The 14410-nt window shown below is 48.8% G+C and carries 14 protein-coding genes; 12 read left to right on the top strand and 2 right to left on the bottom strand.

Annotation, left to right across the window (positions count from 1 at the left end; all coding sequences use genetic code 11):
* Positions 1–51: 51 nt before the first annotated feature.
* The 6 genes from MKY82_RS20280 (at position 52) to MKY82_RS20255 (ending at position 6497) form a co-directional block, all read left to right on the top strand.
* The gene (locus tag MKY82_RS20280) at positions 52–1554 is read left to right on the top strand and encodes a sucrose-6-phosphate hydrolase (RefSeq protein WP_339294245.1); all 1503 of its coding nucleotides are present in this window, start codon (positions 52–54) and stop codon (positions 1552–1554) included.
* The gene (locus MKY82_RS20275) at positions 1551–2972 is read left to right on the top strand and encodes a sucrose-specific PTS transporter subunit IIBC (protein ID WP_339294244.1); all 1422 of its coding nucleotides are present in this window, start codon (positions 1551–1553) and stop codon (positions 2970–2972) included. The genes MKY82_RS20280 and MKY82_RS20275 overlap by 4 nt, the downstream gene beginning before the upstream one ends.
* A 270-nt stretch (positions 2973–3242) precedes the next feature.
* A complete protein-coding gene (locus tag MKY82_RS20270; RefSeq protein ID WP_194543357.1) occupies positions 3243–4043 on the top strand; it encodes a Cof-type HAD-IIB family hydrolase in 801 nt (266 codons plus the stop codon).
* Positions 4044–4392: 349 nt separating this feature from the next.
* Positions 4393–4740, top strand: coding sequence for a PadR family transcriptional regulator (locus MKY82_RS20265; RefSeq protein WP_194543356.1), 348 nt, complete (start codon positions 4393–4395; stop codon positions 4738–4740).
* Between the two features lie 2 nt (positions 4741–4742).
* Positions 4743–5759 (top strand): hypothetical protein, encoded by a 1017-nt coding sequence (locus tag MKY82_RS20260; protein ID WP_194543355.1) that lies wholly within the window; start codon positions 4743–4745, stop codon positions 5757–5759.
* Positions 5760–6017: 258 nt separating this feature from the next.
* Positions 6018–6497 carry a hypothetical protein gene (locus tag MKY82_RS20255; RefSeq protein WP_233354996.1) on the top strand — a complete coding sequence of 160 codons (480 nt, stop codon included), beginning with the start codon at positions 6018–6020 and terminating at the stop codon, positions 6495–6497.
* Between the two features lie 242 nt (positions 6498–6739).
* On the opposite strand, the gene MKY82_RS20250 is transcribed toward MKY82_RS20255, so the two are convergent.
* Complete coding sequence (locus MKY82_RS20250) at positions 6740–7783, bottom strand: hypothetical protein (protein WP_339294243.1); 1044 nt, start codon at positions 7781–7783, stop codon at positions 6740–6742.
* A gap of 223 nt (positions 7784–8006) precedes the next feature.
* Here MKY82_RS20250 and MKY82_RS20245 point away from each other — a divergent pair, with 223 nt between their 5' ends.
* The 3 genes from MKY82_RS20245 (at position 8007) to MKY82_RS20235 (ending at position 9266) form a co-directional block, all read left to right on the top strand.
* A complete protein-coding gene (locus tag MKY82_RS20245) occupies positions 8007–8210 on the top strand; it encodes a hypothetical protein (RefSeq protein WP_194543353.1) in 204 nt (67 codons plus the stop codon).
* A 28-nt stretch (positions 8211–8238) separates the two neighbouring features.
* Positions 8239–8514, top strand: coding sequence for a hypothetical protein (locus MKY82_RS20240; RefSeq protein WP_194543352.1), 276 nt, complete (start codon positions 8239–8241; stop codon positions 8512–8514).
* 125 nt (positions 8515–8639) lie between these two features.
* Complete coding sequence (locus tag MKY82_RS20235) at positions 8640–9266, top strand: DedA family protein (RefSeq protein WP_339294242.1); 627 nt, start codon at positions 8640–8642, stop codon at positions 9264–9266.
* Between the two features lie 19 nt (positions 9267–9285).
* Here the strand turns inward: MKY82_RS20235 and MKY82_RS20230 are convergent, their stop codons facing one another.
* Positions 9286–9495 carry a hypothetical protein gene (locus MKY82_RS20230; RefSeq protein ID WP_194543350.1) on the bottom strand — a complete coding sequence of 70 codons (210 nt, stop codon included), beginning with the start codon at positions 9493–9495 and terminating at the stop codon, positions 9286–9288.
* A 241-nt stretch (positions 9496–9736) separates the two neighbouring features.
* Between MKY82_RS20230 and MKY82_RS20225 the strand changes: the two genes are divergently transcribed.
* The 3 genes from MKY82_RS20225 to MKY82_RS20215 are packed head-to-tail and all read left to right on the top strand — an operon-like array spanning position 9737 to position 14410.
* The gene (locus MKY82_RS20225; RefSeq protein ID WP_339294241.1) at positions 9737–12595 is read left to right on the top strand and encodes a Na+/H+ antiporter subunit A; all 2859 of its coding nucleotides are present in this window, start codon (positions 9737–9739) and stop codon (positions 12593–12595) included.
* Between the two features lie 2 nt (positions 12596–12597).
* The gene (locus tag MKY82_RS20220) at positions 12598–12936 is read left to right on the top strand and encodes a Na(+)/H(+) antiporter subunit C (protein ID WP_071220369.1); all 339 of its coding nucleotides are present in this window, start codon (positions 12598–12600) and stop codon (positions 12934–12936) included.
* A complete protein-coding gene (locus MKY82_RS20215) occupies positions 12929–14410 on the top strand; it encodes a Na+/H+ antiporter subunit D (protein WP_194544859.1) in 1482 nt (493 codons plus the stop codon). The genes MKY82_RS20220 and MKY82_RS20215 overlap by 8 nt, the downstream gene beginning before the upstream one ends.

Raw genomic sequence — 14410 nt, 5'->3', positions numbered from 1 at the left:
AGCATGATCAGTTAGATTTTTTTAGTAAGCCCATTTATAAGGAGAAGAGATATGGACAGAGAACTGAAATACCGACGCCTGGATCAGGCTTCTCCCGAAGAGCTTTCCTCCTTAAAGGAGAAAGTGAAATTAAGCGAATGGAGGCAGAGGTTTCACATACAGCCCATCATGGGCTTGCTGAATGACCCTAACGGGTTTTCTTATTATAACGGGGAATATCACTTATTTTATCAATGGTTTCCGCTGGGTACGTATCACGGCTTGAAATACTGGTACCATACATCCTCGAAAGACCTCGTGCATTGGCAAAACCAAGGCATCGCCATTGAACCTGGCCACCCGCAGGATGCTTATGGCGCTTACTCGGGCAGCGGAATCGTGAAAGACGACAAACTGTATCTGATGTATACCGGAAATGCCCGGGATGAGGAATGGAACAGGCAATCTTATCAATGCATGGCCGTGATGAACCGCGATGGATCGGTCACGAAGCTCGATAAGCCGCTGATCGACCATGTGCCGGACGGATATACCGAGCATTTTCGGGATCCGAAGGTATGGAAAGACGAAGACATGTACCGGTTCGTTATCGGCGCCCAAAGGGGCGATCAGACAGGAACGGCTGTCGTATATGAATCACCGGATTTGCTGGATTGGACCTGCAAAGGGGAAATCCAAACCCGTCTTGAACATTTCGGCTATATGTGGGAGTGCCCCGATTATTTTGAGCTGGAAGGACGGGGCGTGCTGCTGTTTTCGCCGCAGGGGCTGAGTCCGCAAGACGACGAATACCGGAACATTTACCAATCCGGCTACATCTCGGGCAAGCCGCTGGATCGGGGTACGCTGGAGTTTGAACACTGCTCCTTTTACGAGCTGGACAGAGGTTTTGATTTTTACGCACCGCAGACCATGCTGGACGAGCAAGACCGGCGCATCATGGTAGGCTGGATGGGTATGCCGGAGGTCGTCTATCCAACCGACTCGCATGGCTGGGCGCATTGTTTGACTCTTCCGCGTTCGCTCTCGTTCCGTGAGGGCAAGCTGATTCAGCAGCCGGTCCCCGAGTTGGAAGTGCTCCGCGATAAGGCCATGGAAGCAGCGGATACACTTTACAGCGAAGTGAAGAGTTATGCAGGAGTTGAGGGGACCGTATTCGAGATGATATGCGAGTTCCATGCGATCGAAGCGGACGCCGTTGGCATTGAATTTCGAGCAAGCGAAACGGAGCGGACGGTCATCTGGTATGACGCTCTCAGGCAAAAGGTTACACTGGATCGCTCATCATCGGGTGCAACGATTGTAAGTGATTACGGAACGACACGAACCTGCATGCTGCATGCCAAAGCAAACTCGATTAAATTTCATCTTTTTGTGGATATTTCTTCGGCAGAGGTGTTCGTTAATGATGGCGAAGAGGTATTTACGAGTCGGATATTTCCAAAACGGGACAGCCGTCATATACGATTTTTCGCAACAAACGGCAGCGCCGGCTTGAAGGTCAAGAAGTGGGATCTTGCCCAAGCCGTAAAAGATATAGAAGGGGATGAATGAACATGGCAGCGGATAATCGGAAAATTGCAAGGCAGGTAGTGGAAGCCATCGGCGGCAGGGAGAACATCGCTTCCTTTGCTCACTGTGCTACGAGACTGCGAATTATGGTTCACGATCAGAAGAAGATTGACCAGAAGAAGGTCGAAAATATTGATAAGGTCAAAGGCGCTTTTTTCAACTCCGGCCAATATCAGATCATTTTCGGAACAGGAACCGTCAATCAGATTTTTGAAGCGGTTGAATCCCTGGGAATGGAGAGCACAAGCAAGGATGAGTTGAAATCCGAAGTGAAAAAATCAGGGAATCCGTTCCAGCGGGCGATTCGTACGTTCGGTGACGTGTTTGTGCCGATTATCCCGGTACTAGTCGCCACTGGCTTGTTCATGGGATTACGGGGATTGCTGACCCAGGACACCGTGCTTGCCTGGTTTGGTGCGACACCGGATGATATCTCGGCTAATTTTCTGCTCTTCACCCAGGTGCTGACGGATACGGCTTTCGCTTTCTTGCCGGCTTTGGTCGCCTGGTCCGCGTTCAGGGTGTTCGGGGGCAGTCCCGTGCTGGGTATCGTCCTTGGTCTGATGCTGGTGAACCCGGCTCTTCCCAACGCGTACAGCGTGGCGAACGGCTCGGCTGAGGCACTCATGATTTTTGATTTCATTCCGGTCGTAGGGTATCAGGGCTCGGTTCTGCCGGCATTCTTCATTGGACTGCTGGGCGCGAAATTCGAGAGATTTTTGCGAAAACGCATTCCTGAAGCGATTGATTTGATCGTTACGCCGTTTCTAACCTTGCTTGTAATGATTACGCTCGGGCTGTTCGCCATCGGCCCCGTGTTCCACTCCCTGGAAGAGGTGGTTCTGAACGCGACGACTTTCTTGCTGGAGCTGCCGTTTGGCATTGCAGGTCTTATGATCGGCTTCTTCAATCAGATTATTGTGGTCACAGGCGTGCATCATATTTTCAATTTCCTTGAAATTCAGCTTCTTGAGAAGACGGGAAGCAATCCGTTTAATGCGATCGTGACTAGCGCCATGGCAGCGCAAGGGGCAGCTTGTCTGGCTGTCGGACTCAAGACGAGAAACAAAAAACTAAAGGCTTTATCGCTGCCGTCCGCATTCTCGGCCATGCTGGGAATTTCGGAGCCGGCGATCTTCGGGGTCAACCTCCGGTACGTCAGACCGTTCGTGATCGCCTTGATCGGCGGTGGCGTGGGCGGTTTCATGGCTTCCCTCTTCCAACTGGAGGCAACGGGCATGGCGATTACGGTGATCCCAGGTACGCTGTTATACTTGAACAGCCAGCTTCCTCTTTACATTTTGTGCAATCTGACCGCGATGGCTCTAACTTTTGTACTGACTTGGCTGTTCGGATTCAATGATAAAATGCTCGATGAGGTTCGATCGGAAGCGAAATAAGCCCTCAGAAGAAGTCCGTCTGCACAAGGCGGACTCTTTTGTTGTCGTTAGATAAGAAAATTACGGCAAATTGCTCTAATGTGTATGTAAATGGTTATCTTGAATTCAACGATATTAAATACCATAGAAACCGTGCTCCTGCGCGGTTTTTTATGTATGATCGGGAAGTGTCCGAAGCGACCTTGCTGAAATTATGGCTTGCTCTGAAATGCTTTTCATCATTTACAATATGGTTACTGGCTAGAATATACGGAAGAGGGGCGAGTTTCATTGAATAAGAAAATCATATTTTTTGATATTGACGGGACGCTGCTGGATCATGACAAGAAAGTTCCGGCTACAACGAAGGAGTCCATTCGGGAGTTAAAGGATGCCGGGCACATCGTCGCTATAGCGACAGGGCGCGCTCCCTATCATTTTGAAGAGCTGCGGGAGGAGCTCGGTATCAATTCCTATGTTTGTATGAACGGTCAGTATGTGGTTCATGAAGGCAAACCGATCTATGGTTATCCATTGGCGCAAGATGCCTTGCAGAAGCTGACGGAGCAGGCCGTTGAGTTTGATCATCCGATCATATATGCCGGCAGTGTAGCCATGAAGATGAACGTAACCGAGCATGTTCATATCGATTCCAGCTGGGGGGAACTGAAACTCACGATCCCTGAATATGATCCGGAATATTACTTGGGCAGAGATATTTATCAGGCCATTGTATTCTGCACGGAGGATGAGGAAGCGGCTTACGTGAACAATTTCGCAGGCCGGTTCGATTTCGTTCGATGGGGTCCTTATGGAATCGATGTGTTGCCGTCCGGGGGATCCAAAGCCGAAGGGATCAAACAATTGATTCAGCTGCTGCACATCGATCTGGAAGATACTATTGCTTTTGGCGATTATCTGAATGATCTGGAGATGCTGTCGTACGTGGGCCACGGTGTGGCGATGGGCAATGCGCCGGAAATCGTCAAGAAGGCGGCCAGGCATATAACCAGGGATGTTGATCAAGACGGTATACAGTACGGCCTCCGTCTGTTGGGTCTACTGGGCAAGGAACCGCAGGAAATCGTGTAGTTATTTTACGATAAAAAGTCATGAGCGTGTCAGTCTCCGTTCCTGAGGGACGATAAGGACTGACATGTTTTCGGTTTGAAGTGCATTTCGAGAAGCGCAGTTTTAACGATGGAACAAAGGAACAACATCGCTGTGAGATGAGAGCATTTAAGAAGGTTATCTTATGACCTGGGACAATCCCGGCCGTAGGATAACCTTTTTTAGATGGAAGTGCAGGTCTTCACGCGGCTTGCTTCCTGGGTTGGCAGACTTACAGCAAGTATAATCAAAAAATAATTGTTAATAATTATTAATTGTCTATATACATTAGTGTGTGTCATACAGTATAATCATTACAGGAGTTGATGATATGTCAGAGGATCAAGATATTTTGAACAGTTTGGTGCAGGAGCTTCGACGAGGAACCATCATACTTGGTGTCCTCAGCCAATTGTCGGAACCTCAGTATGGATACTCATTGGTGACCATATTGCAGGAGAAGGGGGTCAGCGTGGAAGCGGGTACCCTGTATCCCTTGCTGCGGCGGTTGGAAAAACAAGGCTTGCTGGATAGCGAGTGGGATACGAATGAAGCTCGTCCGAGGAAATATTACATCATAAGTCAGACAGGGAAAGAAATATATCGCCAGCTTTACCATGAATGGAAGTCTATGATGACAAGTCTTGAAGGGCTTGTTGATGACAAGGGGGACGTATAGTAATGGATCTGATTAGCAGGTATATTTATGCAGTGACGCAGAAGCTGCCCGAATCACAAAGAGCCGATATTGAAAAGGAACTGCACGGACTCATCGAAGATATGCTGGAAGACAGGGGAGCAGGCGTCGGGATTGCAAGCACTGAAGATGTGGAACAGGTGCTGCTCGAGCTCGGGCCACCCGGGGACATGGCAGCTAGATATAGAGGAAGAGAACGGTATCTCATTGGACCCGGTTTAATTGACAGTTATTGGTCTGTCCTGCGGATTGTATTGTACTCGGTCGTCGTCGCTCTTGGCATCGCGTATATGGTTGATTTCTTTACAAGCTCGGACCCTAACGCCGAGAAGCTTCTGGAGTACTTTGTCTCCTTGCTGAGTGTCGCTATTCACGGGTTCGCATGGGTTACCGTTATTTTTGCCTATATCGAATATCGCGGTGCTCGGCAAGTATCTAAGGATGCTTGGAAACCATCGGATTTGCCTGTAATTCCTGAACCAGCTGTTCGGATCAAACCGATCGAGCCGGTGCTGGGCATTCTATTTTCCGTGCTGTTCTTCGTCCTGTTCACGTTTTCCCTTAATCTGATCGGTGTTCATCGATTTGATGAAAACTCGATCGCCATTCCGGTGTTTGAACAGGCTGCCTTTGCCAAGTATTTGCCGCTGATATGGCTTCTTACCGCCTTCAGCATATTCAATGAAGCAAGGAAATTAATCACAAGAAAGTGGACGCCGCAGATTGCCGTCATGCATGTCATATTTAACGTTGCTTCCGTTATCGTTGCGGTGATTCTGTTCTCCGATATGGCGATTTGGAATCCGACTTTCATGGAGCAACTAGCACAGACGGGTTTCGTAACACCGGGAAGTGAATCGTACGACATTGTAAAATCAATTTGGGATCGATCCAGAGATGGTCTTATTTACGTCATCGTGATCATTACCCTTATTGATACCGTGTCCGTTCTGATGAAGAGGTTTCGGCGGAAGGAAGGAAATACAGCGTTAACCAAATAAAGACATAAGTGTTGAAGTAGAGGGTGTCCCAAAAGATCTTGGATCTGGCGGGAGGCTCTTTTTTTTGATATTAGGAGACAATCCGTATACGAATCGTTCCAGGAACGACACGCGTTTGTTGGATAAGCATAGGATAAGGAACGAAGCAAATAATTTTTTTGACAAAAATGTGAATGATATGTGTCAAAATTATGTACAATGGTGTTATAATAAGGTAAGAGTTAAATGAAAACCCTTACAGAATGAACGGAGCTGATTATGATGAAATACGCAATCCACTACTCTACGAGAATGAAAGACGTTATTTTATTTTCCTTTGTCATTAGCATTATCCTGTTTCAGGTAGCTACCTTGACCCAATATTCCTATCCTGTCCTATTCTATATGCAGATGGCGGTGAATGTCGTTGTTGTTGCGGCACTAGCAATTGAAGGGTATGCCCGATTGGTGAAACGGGAAGTGAATATACAGGAGAATTCGGATACGATTACCATCAATGGCGTGGAGATTCATGCTGATCAGATTCGTGAGATCAAAGTTTCCGGATGCCATAAAGCCGCATTCCAGATAAACCTTAAGAACAAGAACGTGAATCCGATGTATTGCTGCTTTAAATTTGAAGAGAAGAATTGTGAAGGGATTCGGAGTCTTACGCGTTGGGCCGAGCAGAACCAGATTTCCGTGCGTAAGGTAGGACCGCAAACCCGTTCCGGGTTGGTACTCACATCAAACCACTAGTTAGCCTAAATTATATTATGAATAGAAGCATCTGAACCTTGAAGAATGGGTTCAGGTGCTTTTTTGTTGTAGTTGTAGAGGAAAGGGGGGCCGGGCATTTGTACCTATAGGAACTGAAAATTTTAACCCATGTTAAGATCCTGTTTGAATGCTGGATAAAACAAAAAGCATGGGCCTGAATTCTCAGGTCCATACTGTTGTTTGATTCATTAATCAGCAGGCGTTCTCGTAAAGTTTGTAACTTAGCTGCTGCAGCCGCCGCCACAGCCACTCCCGCAAGAGGATCCGCTGCTGCAGGATGAACCGCTGCTGCAAGAGGATCCAGATCCGTCGCCTGAGGATCCATCACCCGAATCGGATCCGCCGGACCCGCATGCCGAGGCGTAGGTGCATGAGGAGCTGCTGTTATTTTTATGAAGCTCACGCTCATCAGGGATCATGTGGTCACCAAATTGTTCCGGTGTGTTCCAGGCAAAAAAGACGGCCGCTGCCAGGAGCATATCGCTATTTTGGAAATTGACCGACTTCTCTTGTCGCGCCGGCTTCTCTTGGGCGGTTCGAACCCGATCCTGCAGATCCTGGATGATCGCATCAATCGCCGTGCGGGCTGCAGGAATCTTCTCATAGGTCCAGGCATTAAAGCGCTTCTGGCCATGATTCACGGTGAAGTGGCGGGAAGTGACGGCCTCCAGTTCTTCGCGCGGCAGCGGGACGCGGAAGAAAGCCCCCCATAGCTTGGCGCTGTATTCATGCCAGCCGAATAATTGTACATATACCGTATCAAACCACGCACGTTCATCCGGAATAGGCACATGCTCGCTTCCGGTGTTTGGAGCGTGGTGAAGCATTTTGCCAAGAAAGCGTTCCGAGAATTGTTGGTACTCGTATGTATACATCAGCATTTCATGCCATACTTCATCCACATCTTTGCTGAACATCGGGACACGATCCAGCACGGCGCACATGATAAAGAACCGTTTAAGCTCATGCCATCTCCATTCATACTCCTGTTCGGACAGATTCGGATGGTCACTCATCACTCGTTGCTTCAGCATGTTCTGATAGGTGTAGGGCAGCGCAGCCTCGAGTCTGCCGACAAGCTCACTCGCCGGGCTTCCTGCCTTGACGATCGGCGGCAACTCGGGTATTTTCCCGCGTCGGAGCTTATTCCCTTTGGCGAGCTGCTGACTGCTGTGTTTGCGTAACGAGCGTTTCACGAAATAAGAAATAATCCATACATCCACCGCAACAAATAAAATAATCAGTATCCAGGTTGTTGAGTTCATTACATGTTCCTCCTGTCTTTATAGTGTTCGGAGGTCGGCTTATGATTTCTCTCCTGAGTAAATTATGGCAAATGTGATGCGTGTTGGCAATTGAAATTGGAGAAGATCATAACTTGAATTTAGGGGCTTCTTTATGATACATTCCGTGTGTGTCAAGCGAGTGTTTGATCATGGAGCCATGATCTCGAAGGATGGCAATTACATTTACTTTAGGAGCATACATATGTTAACAGGATGGAAACTATCCGTATTAGGTATTCTTGTTGTAGGCATTACCGGTATCGTTGCGTCTGTTACCGGTCTGATCGAGCCCGGCCGGGCGATAGCGCTTTTCGTTGTATTCGTACTATTTATAGGGGCGCTGGAGCTGCTGGAACGAATCAAGAGCCGCAGAAAGAAGAAGGGGGAAGTGCGATCTTCCAAATAAAAATGCACAGACAGCAAGGAGGGAGCTTGTGAATTGGGTAGCTGTACAGCCGTACTACAAAATCAACCGAGTGGTGGATGGTATCGAACAACGGACGGAAGAGCAGGGGCGGGAGATGTTCCTGTATGAGGATCGAATCGTAACGAAATACCGGGAGTTCCCGATCAAGCAGGTCTTTGATCTGTCGTATCGGCCTTTGGGAGACGGCGGTGGTTTCTTATATTTGCACACCCAGCAAGGCGTGTATTCGTACACGGTAAAGGATGATCCAGGTTCTTTCATATCGGCATTTAAAAATCTCTAATGGCATGATCCATAAATAAAACTGGTCTCAGGTCCAGTTCATCTCCTCGCCTACAGCACGTTTGCGAAAGCCACGTTGTCATATAAGCTGATACTATATTCTAGGGACGGATTAGGGGGACAGGAGTGGATACGCTATTAGATTTTATTGAACAGATCGGGCACTATGCATTATTCCTCGTATTGTGCCTTGGCTTGGTCGGTCTTCCTGTGCCTAATGAAGTTGTGGCAATGACGGGCGGAGCGTTAGCGGCATCCGAGATTTTAACGCCGGTTCCGTCTTTTATCATGACCTTTCTTGGCGTGTGTTCGGGATCGACGGTAGGTTACATGCTTAGCCGCTTTACCGCGAGCAAGCTGTTAAACCGCGCCCAGGAAAAGTCGAAGATACGCCAGTTTCTCGATGTATCCGAACGGTTGACCCGTCAATATGGCAATTACGCCATATGCATCAGCGCTTTTTTGCCCATTCTGCGCAACGTCACTCCTTATGCGGTTGGCATGAAGGGGATGCCGTATCGCAGATTTGCGGTGTATTCGTATTCCGCGTCCTTTGTATGGACCATCGGTTATTTCTCTTTGGGCATGTTTGTCGGAGATCAGGTCGTCGATCATATTGGGGCTCTGATTGACCGGTATGGATATTATGCGGCGGGAATTGTCGCGGTGCTGGCCATCATTCTGATCATTTCATGGGTAATTCGAAGAAATAAACGAAGCAAGGGGAATAAAGAAATTCAGTTTCACGGATAAATGCCGTATGCCTGTTTCATTAGGGCTCTTCCGGCAGGGGCTCGGGTGACGTTCGAATGATTTTTACGTATTCTCGGGGTAAGAACCATGGGGTTTCTTGAATTTGATAAACTCTGGTTGACGAGTTGTCTTGTTGATAGCCGGGATGCGTACGTATATTCGTTAAGATGGCGGCTGCCAAAATTGCAAGAAAGATGAAAGCGCAAACAGCCGCTTTTTTGATCATCATGGGAATCACTCCTTTACATACAGTGATTTCCCAAAGGTCCTCTTTTCATTCCAAGATACCTTTGACAAAGCTTTGATCTCAAGATATACTGATTTTCAGTGTGATTCGAAAAAATACCATATGGTTTTACCTGGAGGAGCCTGCCATCAACGGGCTCTTTTTGTGTTTTTTTGGAGTTATACCTAAATAATGGGGAAATACTACTAATGAAGGAAAAATCGGACTATAGGAGGAGTAGACTTTGTCTTTGCTGCACATCGCCGTCATGGCACCTTTTATTGTAGCGCTTGTGGTTATGTTGACCTACAAGCTCATTGGCCGTGTCCACACCGGATGGGTCATTTTGCCGGTACCGGTTGTCCTGTTCGCCTATTTTTTAGGACTTATCCCAACCATTCAGGGAGGTGAACAGCTTCAAGCGGTCCTGGAATGGATTCCAAGCGTGGGAATAAACTTTACCGTTTATTTGGATGGATTAAGTTTGATTTTTGCACTTTTAATATCCGGTATTGGTTCACTTGTTGTACTGTACTCCATCTTCTATATGGATAAGAACAAGGAAGCAGTCCACAAATTTTACATTTATCTGCTTCTGTTCATGGGAGCCATGCTTGGTGTCGTACTCTCCGATAACCTGATGGTGCTGTACGGTTTCTGGGAACTGACAAGCATCTCGTCATTCCTGCTGATTGCATTCTGGCATCATCGCGACCGCTCCAGATACGGAGCTTTAAAATCGATGCTGATCACCGTATTCGGCGGACTTGCCATGTTTGCAGGATTTATTCTCCTATATATCATGACAGGCTCCTTTAGCGTGCGGGAGATCGTAGCTAATGTGGGAAGCATTGCGGGAGACGCGCTGTTCATTCCGGCCATGATTCTGATTCTGCTGGGGGCATTCACCAAATCCGCTCAGTTCCCGTTCCATATTTGGCTGCCGGATGCGATGGAGGCACCGACTCCGGTTAGTGCTTATCTGCACTCCGCTACCATGGTTAAGGCCGGTATTTATCTTGTGGCACGTTTTAGTCCGGTGTTTGCCGGTCAAGCCTCCTGGTTCTGGATCATTGCGATTACGGGCTTGACCACGCTGATCTATGCTTCGATCCGAGCGATCAAGCAGACGGACCTGAAAGCGCTGCTGGCATTCTCCACGATCAGCCAACTGGGGCTGATTATGAGCTTGCTCGGTCTTGGCTCTGCCGCAGCTTATTATGGGGGCGGCGTGGACACACTGCTCTATACGAAAGCAACGACAGCGGCCATCTTTCATCTGATGAATCATGCGATATTTAAGGGCGCTTTGTTTATGGTCGTCGGCATCGTGGATCATGAGACGGGCACCCGCGACCTGCGGAAACTCGGAGGTTTAATGTCGCTCATGCCGATCACATTCACCGTGGCCGTCATAGGCGCATTTTCCATGGCCGGTCTGCCTCCGTTTAACGGATTCCTGAGTAAAGAGATGTTCTTTACGGCGGTCCTTCAAGCGTCTCAGATGAACTTCTGGAATGCCGAGACCTGGGGTGTGCTGATACCGGTCGTTGCCTGGATCGCCAGCGTATTTACGTTCCTGTACAGCATGATCCTGGTTTTCAAAACCTTCACCGGCCGCTACCAGCCTGAAAAGCTGGAGAAGAAGCCGCACGAAGCACCGCTGGGGATGCTGATTCCCCCGGTTATTCTGGCATCGCTGGCCATCGTGTTCGGACTGTTTCCGAACCTGCTGTCTCATGCACTGATTGAACCGGCGCTGGCCGCCATTCATCCGGGGCTGCTCGTGGCAGAGGATCGGTTCCACGTGCATATCGAGATGTGGCACGGCTGGACAATGGAAATTTACATGACCATCGGAATCATTGTTCTCGGTACCGTTCTGTACAAGCTTCATGGCAGAGCGCGTATCTTGAACACAACGCTTATCAAGCGATTTACACTGAACAATCTGTATGACGGGGGATTGCGCGTTCTCGAAAAAGGCGCCAAATCGCTGACCTCAACCTACATGACAGGTTCGCTGCGTCACTATGTGATTTATATCTTTGTGTTTTTCATAGCCGTTCTTGGCGGAGGTCTCCTGCTGGTCGATCATATCGGATTCGATATGACGGACTACGCACCGATGTCCTTCTATGAGGCCGTTGCCATACTCGGCCTGGTCATTCCGGTCATTGTGCTTCCGTTCGTACGGACACGATTGATGGCGATCATATTAACCGGGGCTGCGGGTTATATGGTGACCTTGTTCTTCGTCCTGTTCCGGGCTCCGGATTTGGCGTTGACCCAGATGGTTGTCGAGACCGTTTCCGTCATGCTGTTCCTGCTCTGTTTCTATCATCTGCCGAAGCTGAAGCGGGAGAAGGTGTCAATGAGCCTGAAGTGGAAAAATCTGCTGATATCTATAGGCGTCGGTGCTGTCGTAACCTTGATCGCGCTGGCCGCAAGCAGCGGCAGAACCTTCGACTCCATTGCGGATTACTTCATTAAAGAGAGCTACAACTCGGCTGGCGGTAAAAATATCGTCAATGTCATACTGGTGGACTTCCGCGGATTTGATACCTTGCTGGAAATTATGGTTCTCGGCATTGCGTCCCTCGGAATCTATGCCTTGATAAAAGTTGATTTGGGTGAAGGGGTTATCGGTGAACGGGATCGTTATGAAGGTGCGTATTTGCCTAATAGCAATGATGTTATCCTGCGAACCATATCCAAGGTGGTCGTCTTTATCGTCGTGACGTTCTCGTGGTTCCTGTTCAACTCGGGACACCATGAGCCGGGTGGAGGATTTATCGGGGGGCTGATGACTTCAGCCGCACTGGTTCTGTTATCAATGGCTTTTGGCATGGACATGACCCGCAAAATCGTGCCTTTCGAATTCCGAAAGGTTACGGCTGCAGGACTCGCCATCGCCCTGCTTACAGGGATCGGTTCCTTTGCCTTTGACGCACCGTTCTTAAGTCATTCCTTCGATTATTTCACCCTGCCATTGCTCGGAGAAACCGAGCTGGCTACAGCGGTTCTCTTCGACCTCGGCGTCTATTTAGCCGTCGTTGGCGTGACGATGACCATCATCAATTCGATTGGGAGGGATAACTGACCATGGAACTATATATGTCACTTGCCATCGGAATTATATTCGCGGTTGGGATTTACCAGATCCTATCCAAAAGCTTGCTGCGGATCATTCTCGGTACATCACTGTTAACCCATGGTGTCCATCTGCTGCTGCTCACCATGTCTAGGCTGAAGACCGGTGCTGCTCCGCTGCTTGGCGAGAAGGCTTCATCCTATGTTGACCCCGTTCCGCAAGCATTGATCCTGACATCCATTGTTATCAGTTTTGGCGTCACATCGTTCTTCTTCGTATTGGCGTACAAAGCGTATCAACGCTTGGGCACGGACAACATGGAGGAGCTAAGGGGGATGGATGATGAATAATGTAATTGTTCTGCCTCTCCTTATTCCGTTAGTTACTGCCGTAATTCTTATTTTTTGCTCCAAATACGTTCGTGTTCAGCGCTGGATCAGTGTGGTCAGTGTCATACTGAACCTGCTTGTGGCGTTGTTCATCGTGAATCAGGTAAACAACGAAGGCATCCAAACGCTTCATATGGGCGGATGGCTGCCGCCTTATGGGATCGTGTTTGTAGCCGATATGCTCGCGGCACTGCTGGTGCTCACGACGTTGATTGTGGCAGCTGCCTGTCTGTTCTATTCCTTTCGGAGCATCGGGGAAGAGAGAGAGAAGCATTACTTCTATGCCTTTTTTCAATTTTTGCTGGCCGGTGTGATCGGATCGTTCCTGACAGGGGATCTGTTTAACCTGTTTGTCTGCTTTGAGGTCATGCTGATCGCTTCCTATGCGCTGATTGTGCTGGGGGGCACCAAGCGGCAGCTGAGAGAAACCCTGAAGTACATGCTGATTAATATTATTTCATCCACCTTGTTTGTTGCAGCCGTTGCTTATTTGTACGGCACGGTCGGCACGCTGAATATGGCGCACCTGTCCCTGCGCGTGGCAGAAGTACAGCAGGACGGAATCTTGTCGGTCATCGGCCTGTTGTTCCTGATTGTATTCGCTCTGAAGGCGGGCTTGTTCCTGTTCTTCTGGCTGCCCGGTTCCTACAGTGCACCTCCGGCGGCAGTTTCAGCTTTGTTCGGGGCGCTGCTTACGAAGGTTGGATTATATGCGATTATCCGTACCTTTACGCTGATCTTCCATCACGATACCGGCGGCATCCACGCCGTCATTGGCTGGATGGCCGCGGCAACGATGATTTTGGGAAGTTTGGGCGCGGTTGCGTATAAGGATCTTGGACGAATCCTGAATTATAACATTATTATCAGCGTCGGCTTTATCGCCTTCGGCATAGCGTCGGCATCTTCAGATTCCTTGAACGGTGCTGTATTCTACTTGATGCATGACATGATTGCAAAGGCGCTGCTCTTTATTCTCGGCGGAATCATCATTGCCAGTGCGGGTGCTAACAAGCTGAGTGATATGGGCGGCTTGATGAAGCGCCATCCCTTGGTGGGATGGATGTTCTTTATCGTTGCATTGGCTCTGGTCGGCATCCCGCCCCTTAGCGGATTCCTTGGCAAGGTTCTTATCATCCGCGGTGGTTTGAGCGAAGGGCATTATTGGTTGACGGGACTGGCACTGGCATCAAGCCTGGCGGTATTGTATTCCCTGATCAAGGTATTTATGGGGGCATTCTGGGGCGAATCACCCGGGCATACGGAATCGCAGCCAGTCAGAATCCATCGGACAGCTTATGTGGCAGCTATTGGACTAACGGTTATGGTGATTGTCCTTGGGGTGGGTTCGGAGTGGATTTATTCCTACACCTCTCAAGCAGGCGCCGTATTATCCGATCCATCACTATACATTAACGCTGTACTAAAGGAGTAG

The organism is Paenibacillus sp. FSL W7-1279 (genome assembly GCF_037969845.1).
Taxonomy (GTDB): domain Bacteria; phylum Bacillota; class Bacilli; order Paenibacillales; family Paenibacillaceae; genus Paenibacillus_AQ.
This window is presented reverse-complemented; position numbering and strand designations above follow the sequence as displayed.